Source organism: Paraburkholderia jirisanensis, from assembly GCF_054782355.1.
Map to the genome: position 1 here is coordinate 434,390 of NZ_BAAGSQ010000033.1, position 13,545 is coordinate 447,934.

Annotated in this window: 11 protein-coding genes; 7 read left to right on the top strand and 4 right to left on the bottom strand. The window is 62.5% G+C overall.

Features of this window, described 5'->3' with window-relative positions:
- Position 1: 1 nt before the first annotated feature.
- Positions 2 to 520: a lipocalin-like domain-containing protein gene (locus tag ACYVNQ_RS33925; protein WP_460909369.1), complete on the top strand. Its 519-nt coding sequence runs from the start codon at positions 2 to 4 to the stop codon at positions 518 to 520.
- A 146-nt stretch (positions 521 to 666) separates the two neighbouring features.
- On the opposite strand, the gene ACYVNQ_RS33930 is transcribed toward ACYVNQ_RS33925, so the two are convergent.
- From ACYVNQ_RS33930 to ACYVNQ_RS33940, 3 genes are all read right to left on the bottom strand, one after another.
- Positions 667 to 975, bottom strand: coding sequence for a hypothetical protein (locus ACYVNQ_RS33930; protein WP_460909371.1), 309 nt, complete (start codon positions 973 to 975; stop codon positions 667 to 669).
- Between the two features lie 23 nt (positions 976 to 998).
- Positions 999 to 1,301 (bottom strand): hypothetical protein, encoded by a 303-nt coding sequence (locus ACYVNQ_RS33935; protein WP_460909374.1) that lies wholly within the window; start codon positions 1,299 to 1,301, stop codon positions 999 to 1,001.
- A gap of 329 nt (positions 1,302 to 1,630) precedes the next feature.
- Positions 1,631 to 3,316 carry a 3-(methylthio)propionyl-CoA ligase gene (locus ACYVNQ_RS33940; RefSeq protein ID WP_460909376.1) on the bottom strand — a complete coding sequence of 562 codons (1,686 nt, stop codon included), beginning with the start codon at positions 3,314 to 3,316 and terminating at the stop codon, positions 1,631 to 1,633.
- A gap of 156 nt (positions 3,317 to 3,472) precedes the next feature.
- Between ACYVNQ_RS33940 and ACYVNQ_RS33945 the strand changes: the two genes are divergently transcribed.
- From ACYVNQ_RS33945 to ACYVNQ_RS33970, 6 genes are all read left to right on the top strand, one after another.
- Positions 3,473 to 5,053, top strand: a complete 1,581-nt coding sequence (locus ACYVNQ_RS33945) for a protein adenylyltransferase SelO (protein WP_460909378.1) — start codon at positions 3,473 to 3,475, stop codon at positions 5,051 to 5,053.
- A 71-nt stretch (positions 5,054 to 5,124) separates the two neighbouring features.
- Positions 5,125 to 5,541, top strand: coding sequence for a peptide-methionine (R)-S-oxide reductase MsrB (gene msrB / locus ACYVNQ_RS33950; RefSeq protein ID WP_460909380.1), 417 nt, complete (start codon positions 5,125 to 5,127; stop codon positions 5,539 to 5,541).
- A gap of 263 nt (positions 5,542 to 5,804) precedes the next feature.
- Entirely contained in the window at positions 5,805 to 6,335 is a 531-nt protein-coding gene (locus tag ACYVNQ_RS33955; RefSeq protein WP_460909382.1) for a septation protein A, read from the top strand.
- 1 nt (position 6,336) lies between these two features.
- Entirely contained in the window at positions 6,337 to 6,651 is a 315-nt protein-coding gene (locus ACYVNQ_RS33960) for a BolA family protein (RefSeq protein ID WP_460909384.1), read from the top strand.
- Between the two features lie 10 nt (positions 6,652 to 6,661).
- On the top strand, positions 6,662 to 7,444 hold the full coding sequence (locus tag ACYVNQ_RS33965; RefSeq protein ID WP_460909386.1) for a peptidylprolyl isomerase: 783 nt from the start codon (positions 6,662 to 6,664) through the stop codon (positions 7,442 to 7,444).
- 202 nt (positions 7,445 to 7,646) lie between these two features.
- Positions 7,647 to 9,158, top strand: a complete 1,512-nt coding sequence (locus ACYVNQ_RS33970; RefSeq protein WP_460909388.1) for a Fic family protein — start codon at positions 7,647 to 7,649, stop codon at positions 9,156 to 9,158.
- Between the two features lie 209 nt (positions 9,159 to 9,367).
- Here the strand turns inward: ACYVNQ_RS33970 and purL are convergent, their stop codons facing one another.
- Positions 9,368 to 13,480 (bottom strand): phosphoribosylformylglycinamidine synthase, encoded by a 4,113-nt coding sequence (gene purL / locus ACYVNQ_RS33975; RefSeq protein ID WP_460909390.1) that lies wholly within the window; start codon positions 13,478 to 13,480, stop codon positions 9,368 to 9,370.
- Positions 13,481 to 13,545: the final 65 nt, after the last annotated feature.

Genomic DNA, 13,545 nt, shown 5'->3' on the forward strand with positions numbered 1-13,545 from the left:
TATGAATGGCGAGATGATTTTCAAACGCGGCATGCTGGGTGCGGTCGCGTCAGCATGCATGTTGTTGGCGACTGTCGCGCGCGCCGATGCGAACAGCGCCGCGCCTTCGCTAGCGGGGACGTGGACTTTGGTGGCGGCCGATGTCCAGCATCCCGATGGCTCGCGAGCACGTGACTACGGTGCCGCGCCCAAGGGGCTGCTACTTATCGATGCGCAAGGCCACTACTCGCTGCAGATTTTCAAGGCGGAACGTGCTCCATTCGCGTCGGCGGACAAGAGTGCTGCGACGCCAGACGAGTACAAAGCGGCTGTCATGGGTTCCAGCACGCACTTCGGCACGGTAAGCGTCGACCCAGTTGACGGAACGCTGACGTTTCACATTCAGAATGCCTCATTTCCTAACTGGGAAGGGCAACAGCAGAAACGCAATTACGAGCTTAAAGGCGATGAGCTAAGCTATCGCGTCACGCCACGGCCAAATGGCGATGTGCCGATTTCGATCTGGCGACGTTTGAACTAGATGAACAATCAACCTACACCTTACGCGCTCGTGTCACGATCGGCGAGGTGACAGCTTCGCGAGTCCAGACATCAAAAGGCCACCAGCCCTTTCTTACCAACGGCTGATGGCCTGTTTGTCCATTTCATTTCCAGATACCAACCCCGCTACTTGCCTTTCTTAAACGCTTTCCATCGCGACGTATGCCTCATCTGCGCGATGCTCATATGCTCCATATCCATGCGAGCCTCCGAAGCATAGTGTCGTGCAAGGGTTTCAAGCCCTTTGAACACCACCTTCCGTTCAGCGGAAAGCCGCTCATCGTGAACGACCGTGCTGAGCAGCTCGCTGATCTGCGCCATTTGCTCGCTAGCGCGTACCGCATGATCAAGTGCGGTGAGACTGAAGCGCTCCAGATGCTCGTAGCGCATCTTGTGCTGTTTGGCGGACGTCGATTGTCCCGTGTGCTTGCTCATGACTTCTACCTCACAATGCTTTATCAATGCAGCGCGTGCGTGCGCGCGGCAGGTGCCACACATTCGCCGATCCCATAGCCACGCAACAGATTGGCTACGATCATGACGATCTCTCCATCAACCTCAAGCGTGGCAGCATCCACCGCATCGTTGAGTGCGCCAATCAACTGCGCCCGGTCAGGTTCGAACACATCCATGCGTCCGATCGAGCGTGCAAGCGCAGCGATCTTCTTCAGGTTCGACTGATAGCGGTTGACTGTCTCGAGCGCGCGCCTTCCGGCGTCGTGCAGTGACTCGTTGCGAAGCTTCAACTCTTCGAACGACATGGCTGGGGTGTTACTGCTCAATTTGCGTCCTCCGCTGTCAAGGGGAAGCCCGCATCACACACAGGTGGTGAGCGGGCACGATGACAGGGTTAGCAGACCGGAACTTACCACCATATAACCGGCAGACCCCGAAAGGTCTCCCTGCCACGGCCCGCCCATTGACATAGACGTGCAGAGGCAAAACGCGACACTGCATGGCACAGTGCGCGCGTGGTGGGTAAGATTTTCAGGCTGCTAAACCCGACCCGCCGATGTGTTGGCGGCATCGAAAGTATAGGGTGCCGTGTAGGTATCCCGATCAACCACGCGCGCCAAGTTTTTATCTTGAGTTACTTCAGAGTTCTATCTATGTCTAGCGGACACTCATCGTCGGCCAACACCGATGGCAGCACATGCTCGCGAAACAGTTCGCGCAGCTTCAGCTTCTGCAACTTGCCCGTCGCCGTATGCGGCAGTTCGTCGACGAATGCAACATCGTCAGGAATCCACCACTTCACGACCTTGCCGTCGTAAAACGCGAGCAGTTCATCGCGCGAGACCTCCATACCCGCGCGCTTCACCACCACCAGCAACGGCCGCTCATTCCAGCGTGGATGCCCCACCGCAATACAAGCCGCCTCCGCCACCGCCGGATGCGCAACCGCGATGTTCTCCAGATCGATCGAACTGATCCATTCGCCGCCGGACTTGATCACGTCCTTACTACGGTCGGTAATGTGCAGAAAGCCGTCCGGATCGATCGTCGCGACATCACCAGTCGGAAACCAGCCATCGACCAGCGGCGACTCTTCGCGACGGAAATAACGCTTGATCACCCACGGCCCGCGCACGTGCAGATCGCCGAACGCCACACCATCCCACGGCAGCTCGCGACCATCGTCGCCGACGATCTTCATGTCGACGCCATACATCGCGCGCCCCTGCTTTTCGCGCAGCTTGCGCTGCTCGTCAGGCGCACGTCGCGATTCTTCCCACGACAGTTTTGCCAGCGTGCCGAGCGGCGACATCTCCGTCATACCCCACGCGTGAATCACCTCGACGCCGTAGTCGTCCTCGAAGGTACGCAGCATCGCCGGCGGACACGCGGAGCCACCAATCACCGTGCGCTGCAGCGTCGTGAATTTCGCGCCCGCCTGCTTCAGGTATGCGAGCAGACCCAGCCACACAGTCGGCACGCCCGCCGAATAAGTCACGCCCTCCGCTTCCATCAACTCATACAGAGACTTGCCGTCCAGATCCTTGCCCGGCAGCACCAGCTTCGCACCGGTCAGCGGCCCGGCATGCGGTATGCCCCATGCGTTGACATGAAACATCGGCACCACCGGCAACACCGAATCGCGCGACGACAAACCCATCGCATCCGGCAGCGAAGCCGCGAACGCGTGCAACACCGTCGAACGATGCGTGTACAACGCGCCTTTCGGATGGCCAGTCGTGCCGGACGTATAGCAGAGATACGATGCGTTTTGCTCATCGAAAGTCGGCCAGTCGAATGCGCCGTCGTGCGGTGCGAGCAGCGCTTCATAGCTCGTCACCGGCGTGCGCATATCGGGCAAATGTGCGTCGTCGGTCAGCACGATCCAGCCGCGCACATTCGGACACTGCGGCGCAAGTTGATCGACCAGCGGCGCGAACGTGATATCAAACAGCACGTAGCGGTCATCCGCATGGTTGATGATGAACGCGATCTGCTCAGGAAAGAGCCGCGGATTGATCGTATGACACACCGCGCCGAAGCCCGTCGTGCCGTAATAGGTCTCCAGATGCCGATAGCCGTTCCACGCCAGCGTCGCGACCCGCTCGCCGGGTGCGATGCCCAGCGCCATCAGCCCTTGCGCGAGCCGCTTCGCGCGGGTCTCGCAATCGCGGTACGTGTAGCGATGCAGATCGCCTTCGATACGCCGCGACACGATTTCCGCCGCGCCAAAATATCGCGCTGCGTGCGCGATCAGCGAAGACACCAGCAACGGCACGTCCATCATCCGTCCTTGCAACGGCGGCGTCGTCATCGTCATGGGCCTGTCTCCCTCGATTTGTTTTCGTGGCGCTGGTTGTTGCGCGTGCCCTTGCGGCGCGCGCCGGCAGCGGCTGCAACTTATGCGAAGCAAGTAGGTGGCCAGCAGCGCATTTGACGCGGATTTACAATATCGACAATTAAAGAGGCGCTCAATATGTCGTTTTCCCGATACGTCGCAGATCTCCCCGAATCCGCCGAGTCCGGCTCGCTGGCAACGCCCGGCGATATCGAGTCTGCGCTTGCCCGTCCGCGCACGGGCGGATTCGCGCAACTTGGCTCCACGTTTTTCACCCGCCTGCCGGCAGCGCCGCTGCCCGCGCCTTATCTGGTCGGTTTTTCGGCCGACACCGCGGCGCTGCTCGGCCTGCCCGCCACGCTGGCGGCCGAGCCCGGCTTCACCGAATTGTTCGCCGGCAACACCACGCGCGACTGGCCCGCTGAGACCCTGCCCTACGCAGCGGTGTATTCGGGGCATCAGTTCGGCGTCTGGGCCGGCCAGTTGGGCGACGGGCGCGCGCTGACGCTCGGCGAGCTCGAGCATGCGGGCGGGCGCTACGAAGTGCAGCTCAAAGGCGCTGGCCGCACGCCGTATTCGCGCATGGGCGATGGCCGCGCGGTGCTGCGCTCGTCGATTCGCGAGTTCCTGTGCTCGGAAGCGATGCACCATCTCGGCATTCCGACCACGCGCGCGTTGTGCGTAATCGGCTCCGATCAGCCGATCCGGCGCGAAGAACTGGAAACCGCGGCGGTCGTCACGCGCGTAGCGCCGAGCTTCGTACGCTTCGGCCATTTCGAGCACTTCTATTCGAACGACAAGATCGACGCGCTGCGCGCGCTCGCCGATCACGTAATCGAGCGCTTCTACCCGGCCTGCAAGGAAGCCGACGATCCGTATCTCGCGCTCGTCAATGAAGCGGTGCTGTCCACCGCCGATCTGATGGCGCAATGGCAGGCAGTCGGCTTCTGCCACGGCGTGATGAACACCGACAACATGTCGATTCTCGGCCTGACGATCGACTATGGCCCGTTTGGCTTCATCGACGGTTTCGACGCGAACCACATCTGCAATCACACCGACTCCGGCGGCCGTTACGCGTACCGGATGCAGCCGCAGGTCGCTTACTGGAACCTGTTCTGCCTCGCGCAAGGGCTGCTGCCGCTAATCGGCGCGCAACATGAAGAGAGCGTGCGCGGCGAACGCGCAATCGAAGACGCACAGCGCGTGCTGGAAGGCTTTCGCGCGCGCTTTGCGCCGGCGCTCGAAGGCCGCATGCGCGCGAAGCTCGGCCTCGAAACCGAGCGCCCCGGCGACGATGCGCTGGCCAACCAGCTGTTCGACATCATGCATGCGAACCGCGCGGACTTCACGCTGACGTTCCGCCATCTCGCGCAGATCAGCAAGCACGACGCCAGCGGCGACACCGCCGCGCGCGACCTGTTTCTCGACCGCGCGGCCTTCGACGCATGGGCGAACCAATACCGCAAGCGTCTGTCGGACGAAGCACGCGACGATGCGTCCCGCGCCATTGCAATGAACCGTGTGAACCCCAAATTCATCCTTCGCAATCACCTCGCGGAAACGGCGATTCGCCACGCGAAGGAAAAAGACTTCACCGAAGTGGAACGGCTCGCAGCGGTGCTGCGCCGCCCGTTCGACGAACAGCCGGAACATGCCGCATATGCGGCGCTGCCGCCGGATTGGGCGACTTCGCTGGAAGTCAGTTGCTCGTCGTAATGCGAGCGACGAGCGACGAACGGCATCTGCCTGCTCCGTATTCCGCCATCCTTGATCTTCAGGACGAAACCATGAACGACGATTCCCCCTCCGTGCCCTACCCGGTCGAAAAAGACGATGCGCAATGGCGCGAGCAGCTGTCCGATATGGAATACCAGGTCACGCGCAATGCCGCCACCGAGCGTCCGTTCACCGGCCGCTACTGGGACCACTGGGACCGCGGCATTTACGACTGCGTCGCGTGCGGCACGCAGCTGTTCGAGTCCGACACGAAGTTCGATGCGGGCTGCGGCTGGCCGAGCTACTTCAAGCCGATCAACGGCGAAGTGATCGAAGAGCGCACCGACCGCACGCACGGCATGCTGCGCATCGAAGTGCGCTGCAAGAACTGCGGCTCGCATCTGGGCCACGTGTTCGAAGACGGCCCGGCGCCGACCGGCCTGCGCTACTGCATTAACTCGGCTGCGCTACAATTCGACCCCAAGTAATACCCTGGATGCGCTGCGCATGATGCAGCGCGGCGGGTTCGGCCGGTCCGGTGTCTGGGCCGGCCGCTTGCGTTTGCTGGGGCGTACGCTGGGCGGTGCGCGTTAGCTGGCCGAGGTCAGGCCAAAACCACGGCGGAACCCGACCGACTACACCCGACACCCCGTATCGCCGCAATCGTCGCGCAAGTACGGCACTCGCTTGCGCGAACCCTGCCGCGCGGGCACCATGCGGCCCTCACCCTTTCCGGATTCCCGAGCCGACAATGAAATTCCTGTTCGATCTGTTCCCGATCATCCTGTTCTTCGTCGCGTTCAAGATCTGGGGCATCTTCACCGCAACCGCGGTGGCGATCGGTGCGACGCTGGTGCAGATCGCGTGGGTCGCCTTCCGTCATCGCAAGGTCGATACGATGCTGTGGATCAGCCTGGGCGTCGTGACCGTGTTCGGCGGCGCCACGCTCGTGCTGCACAACGACACCTTCATCAAGTGGAAACCGACCGTGTTGTACTGGGCGTTCTCGGTGGCGCTGGTGGTGTCGCAACTGGTGTTCAACAAGAACCTGATCGAAGCGATGATGGGCAAGCAGATCACGCTGCCGCATCGCATCTGGGGCCAACTGAATATTGTGTGGGCGGTGTTCTTCGTGCTGCTCGGCATCGTGAACCTGTTCGTCGCGTTCAACTTCTCGACCGACGCGTGGGTCAACTTCAAGCTGTTCGGCGCGACGGGCTGCCTGATCGTGTTCGTCGTCGCGCAGAGCCTGTGGCTCGCGAAATATATGAAGGAAGAGTGACATGAGCGCAGATATATTCCTGCACGCCGCCCCTGCCGAGCGCCTCGCACTGATTGAAACGCGTCTTTCGGCGGCGCTGGCGCCGGTCCAATCGATCGACGTTCGCGACGACAGCGCGCAACACGCGGGGCACGCCGGCGCCACGGCCGGCGGCCATTACAGCGTAACCATCGTGGCCGCCGCATTTGCCGGCAAGGCACGCGTAGCACGGCATCGGCTAGTGTATGATGCGCTGGCCGACGCCATGCAGCGCGGCATCCACGCCCTCGCCATCACGGCTTACACGCCAGAAGAATTCGCTTTGCTGCCCCGTTAGGAAACTTCCGATGACCTTGAAAACCACCCGCTACTGGGTCCTGCTGGCTGCGTGCGCAGCCGCGCCTGCCTTTGCACAGAACATCGCCGTGGTGAACGGCACGCCGATTCCGAAAGCACGCGCCGACGCGCTGGTCCAGCAGCTCGTGCAACAGGGTCAACAAGATTCGCCGAAGCTGCAGCAAGCGGTGCGCGAAGAGCTGATCAACCGCGAAATCCTGATGCAGGAAGCAGTGCGCCGCGGCCTGCCGGCACGGCCGGACATCAAGGCGCAAGTCACGGTGGCCCAGCAAACTGTGGTGCTGCGTGCGCTGATCGAAGACGTCGTGAAGAACAACCAGCCGAGCGATGCCGATGTCAAAGCGCGTTACGACCAGCTGATCAAGGAAGCGGGCGGCGGCAAGGAATATCACCTGCATCACATCCTCGTCGACAACGAGCAGCAGGCCAAAGACCTGATCGCGAAGATCAAGGGCGGCGCGAGCTTCGAAGACCTCGCGAAGCAATACTCGAAAGATCCGGGATCGGGCAAGAACGGCGGCGATCTCGACTGGTCCGACCCGCACGCGTTCGTGCCGGAATTCGCGGCAGCGGCCGAGAAACTGCAAAAAGGCCAGATGACCGATACGCCGGTGCATACGCAGTTCGGCTGGCACATCATCCGCGTCGACGACACGCGCGAAACCCCGCCGCCGCCGCTCGATCAGGTCAAGCCGCAGATCGTGCAGCAGATGCAGCAGGAGAAGCTGCAGGCGTTTGAAGAGAATCTGCGCAAGGGCGCGAAGATTCAGTAAGCGGCAGATCGGGCGGGGCCGTTCGCTCCATCGCGCTGAAACGGCCCTCCGGTTCGAGAATGTAGCCCCTGTTGTCAATGACTGCAGGGGCTTTTTCATGCCTGCGTCCCAATGCTCACGTGAGTAGATTTCGATAAATTTCGCCTGCTGAGCCAATTTGTTAGTATATTTCGAGTCAAATTAGCGGATTTCGAGTCATCTCATGGCGGCGATCGGATACGACCACCTGATCAGGCACTTTTCGCTGGACGTCCGACGTCTTCAGACACCAGCTGCCACAAGCGCATCCGTGAATCGGCGCGTCGATGCGCCCAATCAGGTGCTGTTTCCAAAGAATGTCGCGCTCGAGGATTCTCCTGTCGGGCATCTTGAATTCGCGCTTCGACATGAAGGGGTCAACCTTGAAGTTATCGACGCAGTGTTCGAGCACGTCTCGGCCGACGAGCTCATCCGCGCGGTAGATTCGGCGCCCAATCGGGCCACGATCCGCAGAGCCTGCTTCCTCTGGGAATGGCTTACTGGAAAAATGCTTTCATGTGCTGCGACACCGACCGCGAGCTACGTCGACCTGTTCCCCGCGAAGATGTATGTCACGGCGACAAAGCCGACAAACAACCAGAAGTTTCGTGTTCGCAATAACGCATTGGGCAACGCGGATTTCTGTCCTGTGGTTCGGCGCTCTGCGGTATCCGCGTCGCCGAATCTCGCGGAACTGATGGAACAGGCGAAGCGCACCCTCGAGACGGTAACGGATCCGGTTCTTTTCGAGCGAGCGGTCAACTATCTGTATCTATCGGAAACCCGAAGTAGCTACGCTATCGAGCAAGAAACGCCCAGCTCCGATAAACAGGAGCGGTTTGTGCAGTTGCTTCGGCGGGTCGGCGAAACGGCAACCGTCAGTGAAGAATGGCTTGTTAGTCTGCAAAACGCGATCGTGCGGGACGTCTATAGCCAGGAGGTCTCGTACAGAACCACGCAAAACTGGCTTGAAGATGGCGTCGGCCGCGTCACCTTTTTCCCGCCGCCGCCGAAGGACTTGGGCCGCGCGATGAATGGATGGGAAGCGTTCGTGAACGATGCGACTCGATGTGAGCATGCGCTCGTGAAAGCCGCCTGCGCCGCGTTTGGCTTTGTATACCTGCATCCGTTTCTCGACGGTAATGGCCGCTTGCACCGCTTTCTTATCCAGCACGTGCTGGCCCCCTCGTCGCCGCTGACTGGCGGCGCGTTGGTGCCCGTCTCGGCCGTCATCCTGAAGAACATTCCCGAGTATCTGCAGGTGTTGAGTGGCTTCTCCCGACCAGTCACGCAACTTTGGCAATATCGGCGTGGGGACGTGACGCCCGTCGTAGTCCACTCGCCCGGCGGCCGTGCGTACCGATTTTTTGACGCGACGGCAGAGGTCTCATTTCTTCACAGGATGATTCAACGGGCGGTTGAAGACGAGATACCGAGAGAGCTGGCGTGGCTAAGTGGTTACGACAAGGCATACCAACAGCTGGACGATGAGCTCGACCTTCCCAACAAGGATTTATCGGCTCTCATCCGGATGATCCACTCGAACAAGGGAATTCTGTCGGAGAACAGGCGCAAGCAATATAGCCACCTGCCAAAGCGGATTCTCGACCGTATCGAACAAATTGTTGGAGACGCATTCAGTCAGGGCAGCACTGTGCAGGAGGCTCCCGAGACACCACCCAGCGGCGGGAAATAACTAGATTTCGAGTTTTACCACCATACAGCGTTAAAAATGAGTCATTTTCGAGTGCCTCAATAGCTATTTCGAGGTCGCTCGCCCGTTTTGACCGTTTTTCGAGTTCGTATGGCAGATCTGCCCCCCCAGAATCAAAAAGCCCCTGTTAGTCAACAGGGGCCCTTCTCTACAAACCAGAATATCGCCGCAACAACGGCAGCGCGAAACGCCTACCCCAACCAGCGCCGCGCGTTCTGAAACACCCGCATCCACGGGCTACCGTCCGTGCCGCTCGCGCCCCACGCCGCCGGCGCCCAGCTCATCTGCACCGTGCGATGCACGCGCTCGGTGTGCGGCATCACCACCGTGAAGCGGCCATCGGGCGTCGTCACCGACGTGATGCCGTGCGGCGAGCCATTCGGGTTGAACGGATACTGTTCCGTCGCCTCACCGCGATGATCGACGAAGCGCATCGCCACCGCGACGCGCGCCGCGTCGCCCTGCTGCGAGAAGTCGGCAAAGCCTTCGCCATGCGCGACTGCCACCGGAATCCGCGAGCCTTCCATGCCGGCAAAGAAAATCGACGGCGACGACTGCACTTCGACCAGCGAGAAGCGCGCTTCGAATTTCTCCGACTTGTTGCGCGTGAACTTCGGCCATGCATCGGCGCCCGGGATCATCGACGCGAGACTGCTCATCATCTGGCAGCCGTTGCAGATGCCGAGCGCGAACGTGTCCTTGCGGCCGAAGAACTCGGCGAACATGTCGGCCAGCTGCGCGTTGAAGCGGATCGTCTTCGCCCAGCCTTCGCCGGCGCCGAGCACGTCGCCGTACGAGAAGCCGCCACACGCAATCGCACCGGCGAAGTCCGCCAGCGATGCGCGGCCCGCGAGCAGGTCGCTCATGTGCACGTCGTGCGCATCGAAGCCGGCGCGATCGAATGCGTATGCGGTTTCGAGGTGCGAGTTGACGCCCTGCTCGCGCAGGATCGCGACGCGCGGCCGCGCTCCCTTGCCGATGAACGGCGCAGCGACGTCTTCAGCCGGATTGAAGCTCAGTTGCGGCGCGATGCCCGGGTCGGACGCGTCGAGCAGTGCGTCGTATTCGGCGTCCGCGCAGGCCGGGTTGTCGCGCAGCCGCGAAATGCGCCAGCTCACTTCGCTCCACGCGCGCTGCAGTTCGACGCGCGGTGCTTCGTAGATCTTCTTCGCGTCGCGGTAGATTTCGAGCGCGTCGCGCTCGTTGGGCTTGCCGATCACATGCGAGCACTGCGACAGGCCGTGCTCGCGCAGCGTGCCAAGCACCGCGTCGCGTTCGCTCGCGCGCACCTGGATCACCGCGCCCAGCTCTTCGCTGAACAGCGCGCGCAGCGTGCGGTCGTCGCGACGGCCGCTGGTCTGTTTCGCCCAGTCCTTCGCGTCGCCGAAGTCGGATTCGTGGTTCGGATCGAGCGTCAGCATGTCGACATTCAGCGATACGCCGACGTGGCCCGCGAACGCCATTTCGCATACCGTCGCCCACAAACCGCCGTCCGAGCGATCGTGATACGCGAGCAGCTTGCCGGCGCCGTTCAGCGCCTGGATCGCCGCGAAAAAGCGCTTCAGATCTTGCGCATCGTCGACGTCCGGCACCGTATCGCCGACCTGCTGCGTGACCTGCGCCAGAATGCTGCCGCCCATGCGGTTCTTGCCGCGGCCGAGATCGAGCGCGATCAGTACCGTGTCGAGTGCCTGGCCGGCATCGTCGCTCGCGCGCAGTTGCGGCGTCAGATGGCGGCGCACGTCGTCGACCGGTGCAAAGGCCGAGATGATCAGCGACACCGGCGCGACCACTTCCTTCGCGACGCCCTGGTCGTCCCACTTCGTGCGCATCGACAGCGAATCCTTGCCGACCGGAATGCCGATGCCGAGCGCCGGGCACAGCTCCATGCCGATCGCTTTCACGGTGTCGTACAGCGCGGCGTCTTCACCGGGGCTGCCGCAGGCAGCCATCCAGTTCGCCGACAGCTTCAGCTTGTCGAGCGATGCGATCGGCGCCGCCGCGATGTTCGTGATCGCCTCGCCCACCGCCATGCGGCCCGATGCCGGCGCGTCGATCACCGCCAGCGGCGTGCGTTCGGCCATCGTCATCGCTTCGCCGTGAAAGCCCGCGTAGTCCATCGTCGTGATCGCGCAGTCGGCCACCGGCACCTGCCACGGGCCGACCATCTGGTCGCGCACCGTCGAGCCGCCCACCGAGCGGTCGCCGATCGTGATCAGGAATGACTTGCTCGCCACCGTCGGATGACGCAGCACGCTGGTCGCGGCTTCGGCCAGCGACACGTGCGTCAGATCGACCGGCGGCAGCGTCTGCGCGACGCGCTGCACGTCGCGATGCATGCGCGGCGCCTTGCCGAGCAGCACTTCCATCGGCATATCGACCGGTTGATGCGCGCCGGCCTCGGGCAGATCGGCGTCGGTCAGTTTCAGTTGACGTTCGGCGGTGGCCTTGCCGACTACCGCGAACGGGCAGCGCTCGCGCTCGCAGATGGCTTCGAACATCGCGAGGTCGCCCGGTGCAATCGCCAGCACGTAGCGCTCTTGCGCTTCGTTCGACCAGATCTCGCGCGGCGACAGGCCGCTTTCTTCCAGCTGTACGCTGCGCAGCTCGAAATGCGCGCCCTTGTCGGCGCCGTCGACCAGTTCCGGGAACGCGTTCGACAGGCCACCCGCGCCGACGTCGTGAATGCTCAGAATCGGATTGCCCGCGCCGAGTTGCCAGCACGCGTTGATCACTTCCTGTGCGCGCCGCTCGATTTCCGGGTTGCCGCGTTGCACCGAGTCGAAATCGAGCTCGGCGGTGTTGGTGCCGGTGGCCATCGAACTGGCCGCGCCACCGCCCATGCCGATGCGCATGCCGGGGCCGCCGATCTGGATCAGCAGCGAGCCTTCCGGCAAATCGTGCTTGTGCGTATGCGCATCCGAAATGTTGCCGATGCCGCCCGCGATCATGATCGGCTTGTGATAGCCGCGCACGCGGCCCGCGACGTTCTGCTCGTACGCGCGGAAGTAGCCGCCGAGGTTCGGCCGGCCGAATTCGTTGTTGAACGCGGCACCGCCGAGCGGCCCGTCGATCATGATCTGCAGCGGCGACGCGATGCGGTCCGGACGGCCATATACACCGTGCTGTTCCGCACTGTTGCGATGGTCCACCAGTTGAGCCGAGTCGCGAGCGTTTTCCCATGCTTCGCGTGCGTCCGGCAGATCGAGGTTCGATACCGTGAAGCCGGCGAGGCCCGCCTTCGGCCGCGCGCCGCGGCCCGTCGCGCCTTCGTCGCGGATCTCGCCGCCCGCGCCGGTCGCCGCACCCGGGAACGGCGAAATGGCCGTCGGGTGGTTGTGGGTCTCGACCTTCATCAGCGTGTGCGTGAGCTCGACGTGGCGGCCGTAGCGCTCGGCCGGCGCGCCGTCTTGCACGGTCGCGCCGCGTGGGAACCAGCGTTCCGCCTGCGCGCCCTGCATGATCGCCGAGTTGTCCGAATACGCGACGATCGTGCCTTGCGGATTCAGCTTCTCGGTATTGCGGATCATGTTGAACAGCGAGATGTCCTGCGCCTCGCCGTCGATGGTCCACTGTGCGTTGAAGATCTTGTGCCGGCAGTGTTCGCTGTTGGCCTGCGCGAACATCATCAGTTCGACGTCGGTCGGATTGCGGCCGAGCTTCGTGAATGCGTCGACCAGATAGTCGATTTCGTCTTCGGCGAGCGCGAGGCCCAGTTCTGCGTTAGCCGCCTCAAGTGCCTTGCGGCCCGCTTCACGCCCCTGCGTGAGCACGTCGACGGTTTGCAGCGGCTTGGCCGGCAGTTCGTCGAACAGGTGCATCGCCATGTCGCGCGAATCGGCAAGGCTTTCGGTCATGCGGTCGTGCAGTGCCGCCGCGACCGCCGCGCGCGCTTCGTCCGACAGCGCCTTCTTGCCGCCCAGCAGGCCGGCGAGGCCGCTTTTCAGCGTCACCGTGTATTCGATGCCGCGCTCGATGCGACGCACCTGCGTCAGGCCGCAGTGATGCGCGATGTCAGTGGCCTTGCTCGCCCACGGCGACACGGTGCCGAAACGCGGTACGACAAGGAACGTGTCCTGGCTGCCGCGCTCGCTGCCTGCATCGAACGGATCGCCGTAATGCATCAGCGCTTCGATCCTTGCGCTGTCTTGCGCGCTGAGCGGCGTTTGCGCATTGACGAAATGCAGGAACTGGCCGCGCACCCCGGTGATGTTCGGGTCGATGCGCGTGAGCGTCTCGAGCAGGCGGGTTTGACGGAAATCAGAGAGGGCCGAAGCGCCGGGAAAACACGAGAAGTGGGCCATGGACTTGACGTTGCGTCGCTCGCTTGAAGCGTCGTGGATCGCGCAATGCAGGCGACGTAGAGCGA

Coding starts and splice junctions, on each gene's coding strand:
- ACYVNQ_RS33925 (WP_460909369.1), top strand. CDS start 2: ATGAATGGCGAGATGATTTTCAAACGCGGCATGCTGGGTGCGGTCGCG.
- ACYVNQ_RS33965 (WP_460909386.1), top strand. CDS start 6,662: ATGACCTTGAAAACCACCCGCTACTGGGTCCTGCTGGCTGCGTGCGCA.
- msrB (WP_460909380.1), top strand. CDS start 5,125: ATGAACGACGATTCCCCCTCCGTGCCCTACCCGGTCGAAAAAGACGAT.
- ACYVNQ_RS33970 (WP_460909388.1), top strand. CDS start 7,647: ATGGCGGCGATCGGATACGACCACCTGATCAGGCACTTTTCGCTGGAC.
- ACYVNQ_RS33940 (WP_460909376.1), bottom strand. CDS start 3,316: ATGACGATGACGACGCCGCCGTTGCAAGGACGGATGATGGACGTGCCG.
- ACYVNQ_RS33930 (WP_460909371.1), bottom strand. CDS start 975: ATGAGCAAGCACACGGGACAATCGACGTCCGCCAAACAGCACAAGATG.
- ACYVNQ_RS33955 (WP_460909382.1), top strand. CDS start 5,805: ATGAAATTCCTGTTCGATCTGTTCCCGATCATCCTGTTCTTCGTCGCG.
- purL (WP_460909390.1), bottom strand. CDS start 13,480: ATGGCCCACTTCTCGTGTTTTCCCGGCGCTTCGGCCCTCTCTGATTTC.
- ACYVNQ_RS33960 (WP_460909384.1), top strand. CDS start 6,337: ATGAGCGCAGATATATTCCTGCACGCCGCCCCTGCCGAGCGCCTCGCA.
- ACYVNQ_RS33935 (WP_460909374.1), bottom strand. CDS start 1,301: ATGTCGTTCGAAGAGTTGAAGCTTCGCAACGAGTCACTGCACGACGCC.
- ACYVNQ_RS33945 (WP_460909378.1), top strand. CDS start 3,473: ATGTCGTTTTCCCGATACGTCGCAGATCTCCCCGAATCCGCCGAGTCC.